The following is a 14,514-nucleotide window of genomic DNA, read 5'->3' as shown; positions in this document are numbered from 1 at the left end:
CAAAAATACGATTTTAAAAGTAATATGAAAAGCATAATAATTAGAGAAATTCAGAGTAAAGATAACGTTGAAATTGCTGCAATTGTAAGAAATGTTTTAATGGAAATGGGCGCACCAAAAGTAGGAACTGCTTATGCAGACCCCTATTTAGATTCCTTATTTGAAGTCTATGCTGTTCCAAAAGCCATTTATTTTGTGGTTGAAAATAACGGTAAAATTATTGGTGGGGCGGGCATAAAGCAATTGGATAATTCGGATGAAAACATCTGTGAACTTCAAAAAATGTACTTGTTGCCTGAAGGTCGTGGTTTAGGTTTGGGGAAATTATTAATAGATACTTGTATAGAAAAAGCTGCGGAATTTGGCTTTGAAAGCTGCTATATCGAAACCATGACATATATGGAAGATGCCCAAAAATTATACAAAAAAGTAGGGTTTTACAATTTGGATAAACAAATAGGAAATACAGGTCATTCCTCTTGTCAAGTTTGGATGCTGAAAAAGCTGTAAATAGTTATGAAAATAAAAGAATATAAAACCAAATTTATAGTAGAATTATTGTCTTTTTATGATGAAATGGAATTAGAAAGTTTCTTCTTTTTGATTCTTGAAAACCAACGTCAATTGCGAAGAATTGATTTGGCTTTGAACATAGATTTGCAATTTTCAGAACTAGAAATTCTAATTTGGAATGAAATTTTATATAAACTAAAACTTGAAATTCCGATACAATATATATTAGGTACAACTCATTTTTACGGTTTAGAATTTAATGTCAATGAAAACGTATTAATTCCAAGACCTGAAACCGAAGAATTAGTGGAATGGATTATTTCTTCTGCTGTAAATATTACGAAATTCAAAAATATAAAGATTTTGGATATTGGAACAGGAAGCGGTTGCATCGCAATTTCATTGGCAAAAAACATTCCTAACGCTGAAGTTTCTGCAATTGATATTTCCGATAAAGCATTGGCTACAGCCAAAAAAAATGCGGATTTAAATAAAGTTGCTGTTACTTTTATTCAAAGAAATATATTGGAAACCAAAGATTTAGAGCAACAATTTGACATCATTGTTTCGAATCCGCCTTATGTTCGTAATTTAGAAAAAGCGGAAATAAAACCGAATGTTTTGGCAAACGAGCCTCATTTGGCACTATTTGTAGATGACAATGACGCTTTAATTTTTTATAGAAAAATCGCTGAACTAGCAACCAAAAATCTATCTCCCGAAGGAAAATTATTTTTTGAAATCAATCAATATCTTGGAAAAGAAACAGTTGAATTGTTAGAAAAAATGAACTTCAAAAATAGTGAACTTCGCAAAGATATTTACGGAAATGACAGAATGATCGCTTGTAATATATAACTATTCGTAACGTAATGCTTCAATTGGATCTAATTTTGAGGCTTTCAAAGCAGGATAAGAACCTGAAACAACAGCAACTATAAAAGTGGTTATAACGGCTGCAATTACGGCACTCCACGGAATTACAAAACTAAAATCGATGGCGGTAGAAATTCCGTATCCTATTACTATTCCAAAAACAATTCCAACTAATCCTCCCAATTGTCCGATGATTAAGGTTTCTATAAAAAACTGAAATGCAATAGTACTTCTTTTCGCACCCAATGCTTTCCGAACGCCAATTTCACGGGTTCTTTCGGTAACGGAAACCAACATAATATTCATCAAAGCGATCGAAGATCCAAAAATGGTAATAATACCAATTATCCATGCTGAGACACTCAAAACATCTGTTATTTCGGAAATTCGATTGATTAAATCGTCACTTCTTGAAACCCCAAAATTATTTTCTTGAATTGGATTTAGCTTCCGAACCCTGCGCATCATATTGTTGGCATTGTCAACAGCTTCATTCAATAATGCCTCTTTTGTAACCATTACACTCATCGTATAATTGATATTTGGTGTTGTAAATAAAGAGCGTGCCACTTGAATTGGAATTAAAACCCGCAAATCTTGGCTGTTTCCAAAAGTCGATCCTTTTTCTTTTAACACTCCAATTACTCTGAATTTTGCTCCTCGAATTGAAATTATTTTGTCAATTGGATTTACATCTTTCAACAATCCTTTTTCAAAATCAGAACCTACCACGCAAACATAAGCATTATTATCAATGTCAAATCCAGTGAAGTTTCTTCCTAATGTAGTTTGTAATCCTGAATTTCCTAAAAAATGTTCATCAACACCTACAACTGAAATTTCAGGATCTGTTTTTTGAGATTCAAATTTCACTTCGGCTTTTGAAGTTGCAGTAAATGAAAGGGAAGTTTCCGTGAAAGGGTATTGGTAATTTTCTTTGAATGCTTTGGCTTCAGGATAAGAAATTATTGGGTTTACTTTATCAATATCCCCACCGCCACGTCTTCGAGTACTCGTTTCATATTGACTGATATTGAAAGTATTGGAACCCATTGAAGCAAAATTAGATGACAAGGTGTTTTTCAATGCCGAAACCACCGTTAGAATTCCAACTAAAGCTGTAATTCCTATTGCAATAATCAAAATAGTCAGAATGGTTCTCAATAATTGTGTGCGGATAGAACCAAGTGCAATTCGGATATTTTCTTTCGTTAATTTGAACATCATTTATATTTTGTCACGAAAATACGATTTTTGTTACAAGTTTACTTTATGATGAAGGATTATTTAGCATAAAAATAAGATATTTGCACAGAGAAATTTAAGATTTAAGAATTTAGAATTTAGATTTTTCCGCTAAATAAGATTTTAGACAGGACAAATCTAAAATCAACAACCTAAAATTTGCAATCAAAATGGCTCAAAAACCAAGTATTCCTAAAGGCACACGTGACTTTTCACCAAGTGAAGTAGCAAAACGGCACTATATTATTTCGATTATAAAAAGCAATTTTGAGAAATTTGGTTTTCAACCAATTGAAACGCCGTCCTTTGAAAATTCGGAAACCCTTATGGGAAAATACGGAGAAGAAGGCGACCGATTGATATTTAAGATTTTGAATTCGGGTGATTTTTTGGCGAAAGCCGATGAAAAGGCATTGCAAAATAAAGAAAGTAACAAATTAACCTCAAGCATTTCTGAAAAAGCACTTCGTTATGATTTGACAGTTCCATTTGCAAGATACGTGGTGCAACACCAAAACGACATTGAATTTCCATTTAAAAGATACCAAATCCAACCTGTTTGGAGAGCCGATCGTCCGCAAAAAGGGCGGTTTAGAGAATTTTTTCAATGCGATGCCGATGTGGTAGGGTCAAAATCCTTGTGGCAAGAAGTGGAATTGGTACAATTATACGATGCTGTTTTTACCGATTTAGGGTTAAAAGGAGTTACCATTAAAATAAACAATAGAAAAATATTATCCGGAATTGCAGAAGTTATTGGTGCTTCAGACAAGTTAATCGATTTTACGGTTGCCTTAGATAAATTAGATAAAATAGGGGAAGACGGTGTGAAAACTGAAATGCTTGAAAAAGGAATTTCAGCGGAAGCAATCCAAAAAGTACAACCTTTATTTAATTTCACGGGAACTATTTCTGAGAAAATCGAAAAATTAGCACAACTTTTGGTGTCTTCAAATGAAGGAATGAAAGGGGTAGAAGAATTGCAATTTATTTGCGATACCGTTTCTAAATTGGGTTTAACCACTTCATTTTTAGATTTAGATGTTACGCTGGCACGTGGTTTGAATTATTATACGGGCGCTATTTTTGAAGTTGCCCCACCCAAATCCGTTGCGATGGGTTCTATCGGAGGCGGCGGTAGATATGATGATTTGACAGGGATTTTTGGACTTAAAGATATGAGCGGAGTGGGAATTTCGTTTGGATTAGATCGGATTTATTTGGTTCTTGAAGAATTGAATTTGTTCCCTGTTACTGTAACTTCTACTACAAAAGCGTTGTTCATTAATTATGGAGAAAAAGAAGCTTTTTATTCAATGAAAGTGATAAAAGAATTGCGAAGTTTCGGTGTAAAAGTAGAATTGTATCCTGATGCTGTAAAAGTGGGAAAACAGTTTATGCACGCTGATAAACGAGCCATTCCATTTGCAATAATCATTGGTGAAACCGAAATGAACGAAGGGAAATTTGCACTGAAAAACCTAATTTCAGGAGAGCAAGTTACGCTGGATTTTGAAGGGCTGAAAGCGGCACTTGCGTAAATAGAACATTTGTTAATTATTGTTTTTATTTAGATAATGAATTTATATTTTATACTTTTATAAATCAAACAACACTATATATGAAAAACACATTCAAAAAAATTGGTTTTGTAGTTGCAATTGCAACCGTACTCATTTCTTGCAATCAAAAAGCAACCACCGAAAATCCCTCTGAATATTTCACAAATACAGAGAAAGGCATCCAAAATGGAGGCATAAAAATGATTTCCATAAACACACCAAAAGGCAAATTCAATGTCTGGACGAAGAAAATAGGAAACAATCCAAAGATGAAAATCCTCTTGCTCAACGGTGGGCCAGGAGCAACACACGAATATTTTGAGTGCTTTGAAAGTTTCTTGCCAAAAGAAGGTGTAGAATTTATTTATTACGATCAATTGGGTTGCGGAAATTCTGATAATCCAAAAGACACCACTATGTGGGATTTGCCACGATACGTAGAAGAAGTGGAGCAAGTTCGAGTAGGATTAGGACTTAACAAAGATAATTTTTACTTACTAGGACACTCTTGGGGAGGAATTCTCGCCATGGATTATGCCGTGAAATACCAAGACAATCTGAAAGGATTAATCATTTCAAATATGATGTCTAGTGCTCCATTATACGGAAAATATGCCGAAGACGTACTTTCAAAACAAATGAAACCAGAAATTTTAAAAGAAATTCGAGATATAGAAGCCAAGAAAGATTTTGCAAATCCAAGGTATATGGAATTGCTGATGCCTAATTTTTACGTTGAGCACATCTGTAGAATCCCAATTGATAAATGGCCAGAACCTGTAAACCGTTCTTTTGCAAAAATGAACCAATCGTTATATGTTACCATGCAAGGCCCAAGTGAGTTTGGCGTTTCAGGAAAATTAGAAAAATGGGATCGCTCGATGGACTTAAAAAACATTAAAACCCCAACGCTAGTAATCGGTGCCAAAAACGACACTATGGATCCCGCACACATGCAATGGATGTCCACACAATTCCCAAACGGCAGTTATTTATTTTGTCCAAACGGAAGCCACATGGCAATGTATGACGACCAAGACGCCTACATGAAAGGACTTATTAAATTTGTCACAGAAGTAAACAACGGCAAAAAGAAAGCCATTTTATAGGTCCTTATATAATTTTTTGACGGTTAATAAAAAAGTCTTTTCGCTTTCGGGTGTTTTCAAATAAAACCCATTTAGAGAAAAAACCATTATTGATGTTATGAAAGTTTAAAAAAAAACGCACTGTTTACACAGCGCGTTTTTAGTATAATTGAAAATGTGATTATGCTTTTCCAGCAGCAATTAAGTTCAATGCTGAACCTGCTACAAACCAGCCAATTTGACCTTCGTTGTAAGTATGGTTAGCCAAAATGATGTCTTTTGAACCATCAGCGTGAACGAATTCTAATGTTAACGGTTTTCCAGGTGCAAAATCTACTAAATCTACGAAGTTAATCGTATCATCTTCTTGGATTTTATCGTAATCAACTTCGTTAGCAAACGTTAATCCTAACATTCCTTGTTTTTTCAAGTTGGTTTCGTGAATACGCGCAAATGATTTTACCAATACGGCTTTTACGCCCAAGAAACGAGGTTCCATTGCAGCATGTTCTCTTGAAGAACCTTCGCCATAATTGTGATCTCCCACAACTACAGAAGGAATTCCAGCAGCTTTATAGGCACGAGCTACAGCAGGAACTGCATCGTAAACTCCTGTTAATTGGTTTTTTACATTATTGGTTTTTTGATTGTACGCATTAATAGCACCAATCAACATATTATTAGAAATCGCATCTAAATGTCCACGGAAACGCAACCATGGGCCCGCCATAGAAATGTGATCTGTAGTACATTTTCCGAATGCTTTGATAAGCAATTTTGCGCCTGAAATGTTTTTTCCATCCCAAGCAGTAAAAGGCGCAAGCAATTGCAAACGCTCAGATGTTTCGCTTACCAAGATTTGAACTCCTGAACCATCTTCTGCTGGAGCTTGAAAACCTGGGTCTTCGGCATCAAAACCTTTTGGTGGCAATTCATTTCCTGTTGGTTCGTCTAACATTACTTCTTCACCATCTTCGTTGATTAATTTATCCGTCAAAGGATTGAAACCTAAATCCCCAGCAATTGCAAGAGCGGTTACCAATTCTGGTGAACCTACGAATGCTAAAGTGTTTGGATTTCCATCGGCACGTTTGGAAAAATTACGATTGAATGAGTGAACAATCGTGTTGCGTTCTTCTTTCTCTGCTCCTTCTCTGTCCCACATTCCGATACACGGTCCGCAAGCATTTGCAAAAACAGTTGCTCCAATGGTATTGAAAGTGTCGATAAATCCGTCACGTTCAATAGTATAACGCACAACTTCAGAACCTGGAGTAATCGTAAATTGTGATTTTAATTTTAATTTTTTGTCGGTTACTTGCTTCGCTAAAGAAGCGGCACGAGCAATATCTTCATAAGAGGAGTTGGTACAAGAACCAATTAAACCTACTTCAATTTTTAAAGGCCAGTTGTTTTTTATCGCTTCTTCTTTCATTTTAGAAATAGGAGTTGATAAATCTGGTGTATAAGGCCCGTTTAAATGGGGCTCTAATTCTGATAAATTAATTTCTATTACTTGGTCGAAATACTGCTCTGGGTTTGCATAAACTTCAGCATCACCTGTTAAATAAGCAGCTACTTTATCGGCAGCATCGGCAACATCAGCTCTGTTTGTAGAACGTAAATAACGACTCATAGAATCGTCATATCCAAAAGTAGAAGTGGTAGCTCCTATTTCAGCACCCATATTACAAATAGTTCCTTTTCCGGTACAAGACATTGCCGTTGCTCCTTCGCCAAAATATTCAACGATTGCACCAGTTCCTCCTTTTACAGTTAAAATTCCAGCAACTTTCAAGATAACATCTTTTGGTGCTGTCCAACCTGATAATTTTCCAGTTAATTTTACTCCAATTAGTTTAGGAAATTTCAATTCCCAAGCCATTCCTGACATTACATCTACAGCATCAGCACCACCAACACCAATTGCTAACATTCCTAATCCACCTGCGTTTACTGTATGTGAATCGGTTCCAATCATCATTCCACCCGGAAATGCATAATTTTCTAAAACTACTTGGTGAATAATCCCTGCTCCTGGTTTCCAAAAACCAATTCCATATTTATTTGATACTGAAGATAGAAAATCAAATACTTCACTACTTTGTGATTTTGCACGTGCTAAATCGGTTTTTGCATCTACTTTTGCTTGAATCAAGTGATCGCAATGCACTGTAGTAGGAACTGCAACTTTAGGTTTTCCGGCGTGCATAAATTGCAACAAAGCCATTTGTGCCGTCGCATCTTGACACGCAACACGGTCTGGTGCGAAGTCAACATAATCAACTCCTTTTTTGAATGCTTTTGAAGGCGTTCCTTCCCAAAGGTGTGAATATAAAATTTTCTCTGTTAATGTTAAGGGTCTTCCAACGATTTCTCGTGCTTTATCAACGCGAGAAGACATTGTGTCGTAAACCTTTTTAATCATATCAATATCAAAAGCCATAGTAATCTGTATTAGTTTATTAGAATACAAATTTAAACAATTCCGATTAATATTAAAGATATTTTAATAAAAGTACCATTTGAAGTGATTATTATTTGTAAAATAAAGATTTAAGCCTATTATATTGTAGAAAGATTAAAATTAGGTTTAAATATTATAAAATTAATAATTTAAACTATTATTATTATCAAATTCGGAATAGTAGACTAAAGGAAATCGCGTATAATCTTTATAAATAAGCGAAAAATTGTAATTAATAAAAATTACTCAAAAATGAAGTTCAAAAAAAAGCCTCAAAACTTATTTCTAAATTTTGAGGCTTTTCAATTATTCTATTTTATTACAACAAGGAATCGATTATTTTTTCAATTGAAATTCCTTCTGCATCCGCCTTGTAATTTTTAACCACACGATGTCTTAAAATTCCTGTTGCAACGGCTTTAACATCTTCAATATCTGGTGAGAATTTTCCGTTGAAAGCAGCATTGGCTTTAGCCGCTAAAATTAGATTTTGAGACGCTCTTGGTCCTGCACCCCAATCGATATAATTTTTCACAAATTCATTTGAAAGCGCATTTTCAGGACGGGTTTTACTTACTAAAGTTACGGCATATTCAATTACATTATCTGCAACAGGTATTCTACGAATTAACTGCTGAAAATCGATAATTTCTTGTGCATTGAACAATGGATTTACCGTGATATTAGCATCGGAAGTGGTGCTTTTTACAACCTGAACTTCCTCAGCAAAAGAAGGATAATCTAATTTTATAGAGAACATAAATCGGTCTAATTGCGCTTCTGGCAAAGGATACGTTCCTTCTTGCTCAATTGGATTTTGTGTTGCCAAAACGAAATAAGGCAATGATAATTTATAATTATGACCCGCAATTGTAACGGCACGTTCTTGCATAGCTTCCAATAATGCTGCCTGCGTTTTTGGTGGTGTTCTATTGATTTCATCTGCCAAAATAATATTAGCAAAAATGGGACCTTTCAAGAATTTGAACTGTCTGTTTTCATCTAAAATCTCACTTCCCAAAATATCCGAAGGCATTAAATCAGGTGTAAATTGAATTCTTTTGAAGTCCAATCCCAAAGCTTGCGCAATAGTATTTACCATCAGCGTTTTTGCCAATCCCGGAACACCAACTAAAAGTGCGTGTCCGCCAGAGAAAATACTCAATAAAATTTGATCGACAACTTCATTTTGCCCAACAATTATTTTGGCAATTTCAGCTTTAAGTTCAAGTCTTTTTTGGACTAATTTATTTATTTCGGTAACGTCAGACATTATTAAATATTTTAGATTTTAGACCTAAGTTTTTTGGTAACTTAAATCTGAAAAATGATTAAGAGAGTTACGGCTATTTCTTCAACCAATTGTTGGTGAATTTACAATCTCTATATTCTCCATTGATTTTGATATACGTTTCTTTGATTTTTTCATCAAACCATTTACCAATTTGTTTGATTTGTTTTTCTTTTAGAGCAATGTTTTTTATTTTTAAATAATCTTTTGCATAATCAGCTGAATGCTCATTAATACGATTTGTAACTGTTAAAAGTTTAAATTTCTTTTTCCCGGATTGGTCTTCTTCTGCTAGAGGATTTGAAACTTGACCTTCCTTCAAGCTAGAAACATTACTGTATAATGAAGGATCCATTTTTGTTAATTCAAAACGAGTATCTTGGGTTTTAGGATTAATTAAAACCCCGCCATTGGCTCTTGTTTCTTTTTCATCAGACAAAGTTCTGGCCGCTTCTGCAAAGGTAATCTCCTTGTCCTCAATTCTTTTTTTGATTAAAGCAATTTTTTCTTTTGCCGCTGACAAAGATTCATCTGAGACTTTAGGAATTAATAATATATGACGTAAATCTATTTCTTGACCTCGTATTTTTTCTACGTAAATGATGTGAAAACCGAAGTCTGTTTCAAATGGCTCCGAAATTTCCCCTTCTGCAAGACTAAATGCCACATCCTTAAATTCTTTTACGAAAGGAGTTTTACGTGTCATTTTATAAAAACCTCCTTTAGAACGTGATCCTGGATCTTCAGAATATAAAACAGCTTTACTGAAAAAACTCGCTCCACCTTGAATATCTTTTTTAAATCCTTTTAATTTATCAATAACTTTTTGTTTTTCTTCGTCAGTAATTTTTGGAGTTACAACTATTTGTGCCACTTCCATTTCTGCTCCAAAAACAGGCAATTCAGCTGTTGGTATTTTCTTAAAAAAAGTTCGAACTTCTTCAGGGGTTACTTCCACAGCATCAACAATCTTTTTTTGCATTTCTTCTGTTAACTTATTTTCTTTAAGAATATCGAAAAAATAGGTTTTAAATTCTTCTTCAGAATTCTTTTTGTAGTATTGAATTACTTTTTCTAGCGAACCAATTTGTTCTACCATATAATTAATTCTGTCGTCCATCATTTTCTTAACTTCATCATCTTTCACGACGATACTGTCTTGAATAGCTTGGTGCGCATATAATTTATCTTCCAATAATTTCCCTAACATCTGACATCTTGAAATGTCCTTAATAGAGTTTCCTTGGCTTGAAATTTCTAAATATCCTTTATCAATATCTGAATCCAAAATGATATAATCACCAACAGTTGCAATAATTCCATCCACTTTTTGTCTTGATGATGGCATCTTAACTTTCGTTGAATCCGATGCTTTTTCCTTTATAACTTCTTGCGCATTAATAGCAAAAGAGAACATAGAAAAAAGTACAATTAGAGCTGTTTTCGTATTTAAAAATTTCATATTTATTTTATTTAATGTCATCATCCGCTAAATCTTATTCGATTTTATTAATTGTAATTTTTACTTTTATTTATTTTAAATACTTGAAACTAAGCAATTGAAATTATATTTATGGTTTCAATTGTTTTTTTACTTTTTCAAAAACCGCTTGATTTAGGGCAACTTTAAATTCGTTTTTAAGGTCTTTAACCCAGTTTTCTTCTAAATATTGTTGGTAATCATTAATTACTTTCCCTTTGCATTCTTCTAAAGTTTTTGAACCTGCAGGCAGCGTTTTATTTACTTTAGCGACAAAATAATATTCACCCTCTTTTATAATTTCAGAAATTCCAGCTTCAAATTTAAGGTTTTTGGGCAATACTTCGTTTCCTTCTTCAAAAACGCCCACTTTTGACATTACATTCACAACGCCATCTTTAAGATTCAATTTTTCTTTGATGAAATCAACCGTTTTATCTTGCTTCAATAATTTTTCAGCTTTTTTAATTACATCCAATTTTGTAGAAGAAAGAATAGTTACATCCAATCTGTTTTTCCAATTGTAATTTTTAAGGTTTTTATCATAAAAGCTTTTCAAACCTAGAGTATCTGTTTTCGATTTGGTCCAAATTTCTTTTTCCATTAAATCAAAAAGTAATAATCCATCACGATATTCATCCATTACAGCTGAAAATTCCGGGAATTCATTCTCCAAATTATTATCGTAATATTGAGCTAACTCCTGATCTACATAACTCTGATATAATTTATCAATAAGTTTAGCAATAGGTTTCAGTGTGTTTGGAGATTTTTCTTGTGCTTTTACATACGTTAAAAAAGAAGCTACAGAAATCGATTTTACTTTATTAATTGTAAGTAAATCTTTGTTAAATTCTTTTAAATTTTCAGGAACATCCCATTTTCCTTCATAAAAATCGTTCGTAATTAATTTAGAAACTACAACATATAATTTATCGTCTCTATTTACGGTATATTTTTTTCTTAATTTCTCCGTCATTGAAGCCACGATCAATCTTGAACGATCGTCTTTGCTAACTTTAGTTTCTAAATCAGACTGCATTTCTTCCAAAGTTTTAACTGGAAATTTATCAATCAATTTAACGATATGCCATCCAAATTGACTTTTAAAAGGCTCAGAAATAGGTTTTTCTTTTGATAATGAAAAGGCAACGGTTTCAAACTCTTCTGAACTTAATTGTCCTGACCCAAAGCGATTTAAAACACCTCCTTTTGAAGAAGACGATTTATCTTCAGAAAATTGTTTGGCTAAATCCTCAAATTTTTCGCCTTGTTGCAATTTTTTATAAATGTCTAGAATCGTGTTCTTAGCTTTATCTGTATCAACTTTACCATCGGCAGTTGCTTCGGGATTTAAAATCATAATATGTGCTACAGCTACTTCACCTCTATTATCACGAACTTCTTCCACTTTTATCAAATGAAATCCAAAACGGGTGCGAACTATATTAGAAATATTTCCTTTTGGTGTTTTATAGGCAGCTGTTTCAAAGGTATAAAGCATTCTAAAAGCTGAGAAATAACCTAAATCGCCCTTGTTTTCTTTAGCAGAGGGATCTTGTGAATTTTCAGAAGCTAATTTTCCAAAATCTTCACCCGAAACAGCTCTTTTACGGAGGTTTAAAATTTGATTATAGGCTTTTAAAGTGTCTTCTGGAGTTGCATTTTCATCAACCATTATCAAAATATGGGATGCCTTAATTTCTTTTAAGGAACGATTATAAGCCTCATCTACAAGTTCTTTTGTTACTTTTGAATCGGATGTGTAATTTTTAGAAAGTTGGGTTCTATATGACTTTAACTCATTTTGGTATGAAGTTCCGTCTTGCAATCCTAATTTATAAGCTTTGTTGATTTTAAGTTTATAACCTACAAATAGTTCTAAATATTGATTCAAATCTTTTTGAGACTCATCTTTTACTAAATCAAGATTTTTGTTATATACCCTTGCAAACTCGTCAGTGTAATACGGCTTATTATCAATTGTAAATAAAGCTTCTTTCGTGCTATTTTGAGCAAATCCGATGAAATTTAACGACAGTAGAAGTCCGAAAAATAATTGTTTCATTTTCATTATAAATAAAATTAATTATATAATAGTATTAATATTGTTAAGCATAAATTGCAATTCACAAAAATAACAATTCAATTACATTATACAACTATAGCCGTTACTATTAACAAAAATTTATTAACATAAATCTATAAATGAAATACCCTTTCTAATATTATCAATTTATTTGTTGAATAAATAGTATTTTTGCAGACCATTTACAAAACTTATGAGCTTTTTAAAAGAAATTGAAAGACGAAGAACTTTCGGAATTATATCGCATCCCGATGCTGGAAAAACTACTTTAACCGAAAAACTATTACTTTTTGGAGGTGCAATACAGGAAGCGGGTGCCGTAAAAAACAATAAAATCAAAAAAGGAGCTACTTCCGATTTTATGGAAATAGAACGCCAAAGAGGAATTTCGGTTTCTACTTCGGTATTGGCATTTAATTATAAAGACAAAAAAATAAACATTCTTGATACGCCGGGACACAAGGATTTTGCTGAAGATACTTTCCGAACTTTAACCGCCGTTGATAGCGTTATTGTTGTAATTGATGTTGCAAAAGGAGTTGAAGAGCAAACCGAAAAATTAGTTTCTGTTTGTAGAATGCGAAATATTCCGATAATTGTTTTCATAAATAAATTGGATAGAGAAGGAAAAGATGCCTTTGATTTAATGGATGAAGTGGAACAAAAATTAGGATTAACCGTAACCCCTTTGAGTTTTCCAATTGGAATGGGCTATGATTTTCAAGGAATTTATAATCTTTGGGAACGAAATATCAATTTATTCAGTGGCGACAGTCGAAAAAATATCGAGGAAACGATTGCTTTTTCAGATGTCAAAAATCCTGAATTAGAAAAAATTATCGGTCAAAAACCAGCGGATCGACTTCGAGAAGAATTAGAATTAATAGATGAAGTGTATCCAAAATTTAATCGTAAAGATTATTTAGATGGAAAATTACAACCTGTATTTTTTGGTTCTGCATTGAATAATTTTGGAGTACGAGAATTGTTGGATTGCTTTGTAGAAATTGCTCCATCGCCACGACCAAAAGATTCCGAAACAAGATTGGTTGATCCAAAAGAAGAAAAAATGTCGGGTTTTGTATTTAAAATCCACGCCAATATGGATCCAAAACACAGAGATAGATTGGCATTTATAAAAATTGTTTCTGGAACGTTTGAAAGAAACAAACCTTATTATCACGTTCGTCAAAAGAAAAATCTAAAGTTTTCGAGTCCAAATGCCTTTTTCGCTGAGAAAAAAGAAATCGTTGACATTTCCTACCCAGGCGATATTGTAGGCTTGCACGATACAGGTAATTTCAAAATTGGTGATACCTTAACGGAAGGCGAAATTATGAGTTTCAAGGGAATTCCGAGTTTCTCGCCAGAGCATTTCAGGTACATCAATAATGCCGATCCGATGAAAGCAAAACAATTGGATAAAGGTGTTGACCAGTTGATGGATGAAGGTGTGGCGCAGTTATTTACATTAGAATTGAACAACCGAAAAATAATTGGAACCGTTGGTGCATTACAATATGAAGTAATTCAATACCGATTGGAACACGAGTACGGAGCTAAATGTTCGTATGAGAATTTCCCAGTTCACAAAGCGTGTTGGGTGAAACCTGCAGATCCTAAAAGCGAAGAATTTAAAGAGTTTAGACGTATCAAACAGAAATTTTTGGCGCACGATAAATACAACCAATTGGTATTTTTAGCCGATTCTGATTTCACCATTCAAATGACACAGAATAAATATCCAAATGTGCATTTGTTTTTCACCTCTGAATTTGAATAAAAAAATTTAACTTTTAGAAATAAAAAAACCCATTCACAATGTGAATGGGTTTTTTAGTATTAAATATTTGTCTTGTCCTGAAATAGCGATACACAAAATTCATCGTTATGGAAAACAACC

Annotated in this window: 10 protein-coding genes; 5 read left to right on the top strand and 5 right to left on the bottom strand. The window is 33.4% G+C overall.

Translation table 11 applies throughout. From position 1 onward, the window contains the following. Window positions 1-24: 24 nt before the first annotated feature. On the top strand, window positions 25-510 hold the full coding sequence (locus tag AC9UEH_RS09955) for a GNAT family N-acetyltransferase (RefSeq protein WP_509531304.1): 486 nt from the start codon (window positions 25-27) through the stop codon (window positions 508-510). 6 nt (window positions 511-516) lie between these two features. Continuing rightward, window positions 517-1,371 (top strand): peptide chain release factor N(5)-glutamine methyltransferase, encoded by an 855-nt coding sequence (gene prmC / locus AC9UEH_RS09950; protein WP_509531302.1) that lies wholly within the window; start codon window positions 517-519, stop codon window positions 1,369-1,371. Here prmC and AC9UEH_RS09945 read toward each other — a convergent pair whose 3' ends face one another. Beyond that, window positions 1,372-2,616, bottom strand: a complete 1,245-nt coding sequence (locus tag AC9UEH_RS09945) for an ABC transporter permease (RefSeq protein WP_509531300.1) — start codon at window positions 2,614-2,616, stop codon at window positions 1,372-1,374. It lies immediately after the preceding gene. Between the two features lie 188 nt (window positions 2,617-2,804). On the opposite strand from AC9UEH_RS09945, the gene hisS reads away from it, so the two are divergent. Together hisS and AC9UEH_RS09935 are read left to right on the top strand one after the other, a co-directional pair. After that, complete coding sequence (hisS, locus tag AC9UEH_RS09940) at window positions 2,805-4,175, top strand: histidine--tRNA ligase (protein WP_509531298.1); 1,371 nt, start codon at window positions 2,805-2,807, stop codon at window positions 4,173-4,175. A gap of 80 nt (window positions 4,176-4,255) precedes the next feature. Then, on the top strand, window positions 4,256-5,305 hold the full coding sequence (locus AC9UEH_RS09935) for a proline iminopeptidase-family hydrolase (RefSeq protein WP_509531296.1): 1,050 nt from the start codon (window positions 4,256-4,258) through the stop codon (window positions 5,303-5,305). A 160-nt stretch (window positions 5,306-5,465) separates the two neighbouring features. On the opposite strand, the gene AC9UEH_RS09930 is transcribed toward AC9UEH_RS09935, so the two are convergent. The 4 genes from AC9UEH_RS09930 to AC9UEH_RS09915 all read right to left on the bottom strand — a co-directional run bounded on the left by AC9UEH_RS09930 (window position 5,466) and on the right by AC9UEH_RS09915 (window position 12,590). Then, on the bottom strand, window positions 5,466-7,730 hold the full coding sequence (locus AC9UEH_RS09930) for an aconitate hydratase (RefSeq protein WP_509531294.1): 2,265 nt from the start codon (window positions 7,728-7,730) through the stop codon (window positions 5,466-5,468). Between the two features lie 340 nt (window positions 7,731-8,070). After that, a complete protein-coding gene (locus tag AC9UEH_RS09925) occupies window positions 8,071-9,024 on the bottom strand; it encodes an AAA family ATPase (RefSeq protein WP_509531292.1) in 954 nt (317 codons plus the stop codon). A gap of 73 nt (window positions 9,025-9,097) precedes the next feature. Then, window positions 9,098-10,525, bottom strand: coding sequence for a peptidylprolyl isomerase (locus tag AC9UEH_RS09920; protein WP_509531328.1), 1,428 nt, complete (start codon window positions 10,523-10,525; stop codon window positions 9,098-9,100). An 88-nt stretch (window positions 10,526-10,613) separates the two neighbouring features. Beyond that, window positions 10,614-12,590, bottom strand: coding sequence for a peptidylprolyl isomerase (locus tag AC9UEH_RS09915; RefSeq protein WP_509531290.1), 1,977 nt, complete (start codon window positions 12,588-12,590; stop codon window positions 10,614-10,616). Window positions 12,591-12,804: 214 nt separating this feature from the next. Here AC9UEH_RS09915 and AC9UEH_RS09910 point away from each other — a divergent pair, with 214 nt between their 5' ends. Further along, window positions 12,805-14,394, top strand: a complete 1,590-nt coding sequence (locus tag AC9UEH_RS09910; protein ID WP_509531288.1) for a peptide chain release factor 3 — start codon at window positions 12,805-12,807, stop codon at window positions 14,392-14,394. The last annotated feature ends 120 nt before the right edge of the window (window positions 14,395-14,514 follow it).

It is taken from the genome of Flavobacterium sp., from assembly GCF_040402835.1.
GTDB lineage: Bacteria > Bacteroidota > Bacteroidia > Flavobacteriales > Flavobacteriaceae > Flavobacterium.
Note: the sequence above shows the minus strand (reverse complement) of the source record. Positions and strands in the feature narration are given on the sequence as shown.

Coding starts and splice junctions, on each gene's coding strand:
- AC9UEH_RS09955 (WP_509531304.1), top strand. CDS start 25: ATGAAAAGCATAATAATTAGAGAAATTCAGAGTAAAGATAACGTTGAA.
- prmC (WP_509531302.1), top strand. CDS start 517: ATGAAAATAAAAGAATATAAAACCAAATTTATAGTAGAATTATTGTCT.
- AC9UEH_RS09945 (WP_509531300.1), bottom strand. CDS start 2,616: ATGATGTTCAAATTAACGAAAGAAAATATCCGAATTGCACTTGGTTCT.
- hisS (WP_509531298.1), top strand. CDS start 2,805: ATGGCTCAAAAACCAAGTATTCCTAAAGGCACACGTGACTTTTCACCA.
- AC9UEH_RS09935 (WP_509531296.1), top strand. CDS start 4,256: ATGAAAAACACATTCAAAAAAATTGGTTTTGTAGTTGCAATTGCAACC.
- AC9UEH_RS09930 (WP_509531294.1), bottom strand. CDS start 7,730: ATGGCTTTTGATATTGATATGATTAAAAAGGTTTACGACACAATGTCT.
- AC9UEH_RS09925 (WP_509531292.1), bottom strand. CDS start 9,024: ATGTCTGACGTTACCGAAATAAATAAATTAGTCCAAAAAAGACTTGAA.
- AC9UEH_RS09920 (WP_509531328.1), bottom strand. CDS start 10,525: ATGACATTAAATAAAATAAATATGAAATTTTTAAATACGAAAACAGCT.
- AC9UEH_RS09915 (WP_509531290.1), bottom strand. CDS start 12,590: ATGAAACAATTATTTTTCGGACTTCTACTGTCGTTAAATTTCATCGGA.
- AC9UEH_RS09910 (WP_509531288.1), top strand. CDS start 12,805: ATGAGCTTTTTAAAAGAAATTGAAAGACGAAGAACTTTCGGAATTATA.